Origin of the sequence: Clostridium sp. AM27-28 (assembly GCF_003480955.1) — a bacterium.
Taxonomy (GTDB): domain Bacteria; phylum Bacillota; class Clostridia; order Lachnospirales; family Lachnospiraceae; genus Otoolea; species Otoolea fessa.
This window is the reverse complement of sequence record NZ_QUJT01000028.1, coordinates 1-2,159: the sequence shown is the minus strand read 5'-3', so window position 1 is coordinate 2,159 and position 2,159 is coordinate 1. Positions and strand designations below refer to the sequence as shown.

Below are 2,159 nucleotides of genomic sequence, written 5' to 3'. Positions count from 1 at the left end.
ACTGGCACAGGACTTCGGGCTTTCCTATGAGGACTGGAAGCCGCCGGGAAAGGAAAAAAAGCCAAAGCCCCGGCAGAAATCCCCGGAGGAACAGTTTCAGGAAGCAAAGAACCGCTGCTTCCGTATTCTTGCTGATTATCTCCATCTGCTTCGGGCATGGAGAACGGACTACGCCCCACACTCCCCGGAGGAAGCCTTTCATCCCCGGTTTATAGAAGCCTTACAGAAGCAAGACCAAGTGGAGTATCTGCTGGATGTGCTGCTGTTCGGGGAAACAGAGGAAAAAGCGGCTTTGATTACGGACTACGGAAAGGATGTGATACAGCTTGAACAGCGAATGGCAGAGCTTGCCGCCGCAGACGCAGCAAGAACTAAAAAACACCATGAACGCCATGCAGCCACCCCAGAGCATTGAGGAAATCAAGGAGGGGCTGGAAACTACCGAGAAAGGCGGTGTCCGTCAGAGCATACGGAACTGCCTGACTGTATTCCAGCGTGACCCGCTGCTTTCCGGGGCTATCGCATACAACATCCTGACTGACCGCAAGGACATCATAAAGCCCATCGGCTTCCACAGGGAAAGCACCGCCCTGAACGATACAGATATGAAGTATCTGCTTCTTTATCTGGAAGAAACCTACGGGCTTACCAATGAGAAAAAGATTGATAACGCCATCGGGATTGTGGCGAATGAAAACAAGTACCACCCCATCCGGGATTATTTAAGTTCCCTTGTGTGGGACGGGACAGAGCGAATCCGCTTCTGCCTGCGGCACTTTCTGGGGGCTGACGCAGACGATTACACCTATGAAGCGTTGAAGCTGTTCCTGCTGGGTGCAATCTCACGAGCCTTTCAGCCGGGGTGCAAGTTTGAAATCATGCTCTGTCTGGTAGGCGGTCAGGGGGCTGGCAAGTCCACTTTCTTCCGTCTGCTGGCAGTCCGGGACGAGTGGTTCTCCGATGATTTGCGGAAGCTGGACGATGACAATGTGTACCGCAAGCTGCAAGGTCACTGGATTATCGAAATGTCGGAAATGATGGCAACCGCCAACGCCAAGAGCATTGAGGAAATCAAGTCATTTTTAAGCCGGCAGAAAGAGGTTTACAAGATACCTTATGAAACCCACCCGGCAGACCGCCCCCGTCAGTGCGTGTTTGGCGGCACTTCCAATGCCCTGGACTTCCTGCCCCTTGACCGTTCCGGCAACCGCCGCTTTATCCCCGTCATGGTGTACCCGGAGCAAGCCGAGGTTCACATTTTGGAGGACGAAGCTGCTTCCAGAGCCTATATCGAGCAGATGTGGGCAGAAGCGATGGAGATTTACCGAAGCGGCAGGTTCAAGCTGGCTTTCAGCCCCGCCATGCAGCGCTATCTCAAAGAACACCAGCGGGATTTTATGCCGGAGGACACCAAAGCAGGGATGATACAGGCGTATCTTGATAAGTACACCGGGAGCATGGTCTGCTCCAAGCAGATCTACAAGGAAGCCTTGAACCATGCTTTTGACGAGCCGAAGCAATGGGAAATCCGGGAAATCAACGAGATTATGAACCAGTGCATTTCCGGCTGGAGGTACTTCCCGAACCCAAGAATGTTTTCAGAATATGGCAGACAAAAGGGCTGGGAGCGTGAAAACCCGGCAACGGACTTAAGCAACCCGTCTGAAAAAACGATGGACGGTTTTGTGGAGGTCACAGAACAGATGGAGCTTCCATTCTGAAAAGGACAGCCCGTTGCACCCCCTGTTGCTATCCCGTTGCCGAGCCGGTTGCCGGGGAAAAACCTTTATTTCCGGGCTTTTCTCCCTTATAACAACCAAAACAACAGAAAAATAAAAGAAAAGTATAAATAGTAACCATCGCCAGATTGAGATTGTTTGCAAGGTCTTTTGAAGCCCGTTGCCGGACTTCGTTGCCGACACCCTCTGTCTGGCTATTTTCATGTATGGAGGATAACTGCCTATGGCAAAAAACAAAACAGAGATTCATGTTACAACGGTGTTTGACGGGGAGCTGGACGCAACCGATGTGTTCGTCAGCCTGATTTCCCAGAAATACGGTAAGACAAATACGAAAGAATATCTTGCTAAAAAGAAAGATATGGGTTATAATGAAGATGAGGTTCAAAAGAGCCAGATACCGTCTGGATTGTGTGGGTA

Annotated in this window: 3 protein-coding genes and 1 pseudogene; 3 read left to right on the top strand and 1 reads right to left on the bottom strand. The window is 51.0% G+C overall.

Annotation, left to right across the window (positions count from 1 at the left end; genetic code table 11):
• Together DW720_RS15395 and DW720_RS15390 are read left to right on the top strand one after the other, a co-directional pair.
• A pseudogene (locus tag DW720_RS15395) lies at window positions 1-415 on the top strand (DNA primase); the annotation flags it as partial.
• Window positions 384-1,721, top strand: coding sequence for a virulence-associated E family protein (locus DW720_RS15390; protein WP_117534038.1), 1,338 nt, complete (start codon window positions 384-386; stop codon window positions 1,719-1,721). The pseudogene DW720_RS15395 and the gene DW720_RS15390, both read left to right, overlap by 32 nt.
• A gap of 28 nt (window positions 1,722-1,749) precedes the next feature.
• On the opposite strand, the gene DW720_RS16255 is transcribed toward DW720_RS15390, so the two are convergent.
• The gene (locus DW720_RS16255; RefSeq protein ID WP_021682886.1) at window positions 1,750-1,989 is read right to left on the bottom strand and encodes a hypothetical protein; all 240 of its coding nucleotides are present in this window, start codon (window positions 1,987-1,989) and stop codon (window positions 1,750-1,752) included.
• On the opposite strand from DW720_RS16255, the gene DW720_RS15380 reads away from it, so the two are divergent.
• On the top strand, window positions 1,963-2,159 hold a 197-nt coding region (locus DW720_RS15380), incomplete at its 3' end, for a hypothetical protein (protein ID WP_109258351.1). The two genes, DW720_RS16255 and DW720_RS15380, sit on opposite strands and share 27 nt — an antisense overlap.

Excerpts from the sequence above, each read along its gene's own strand:
- DW720_RS16255 (WP_021682886.1), bottom strand. The coding sequence starts at position 1,989 with ATGAATCTCTGTTTTGTTTTTTGCCATAGGCAGTTATCCTCCATACAT.
- DW720_RS15390 (WP_117534038.1), top strand. The coding sequence starts at position 384 with ATGAACGCCATGCAGCCACCCCAGAGCATTGAGGAAATCAAGGAGGGG.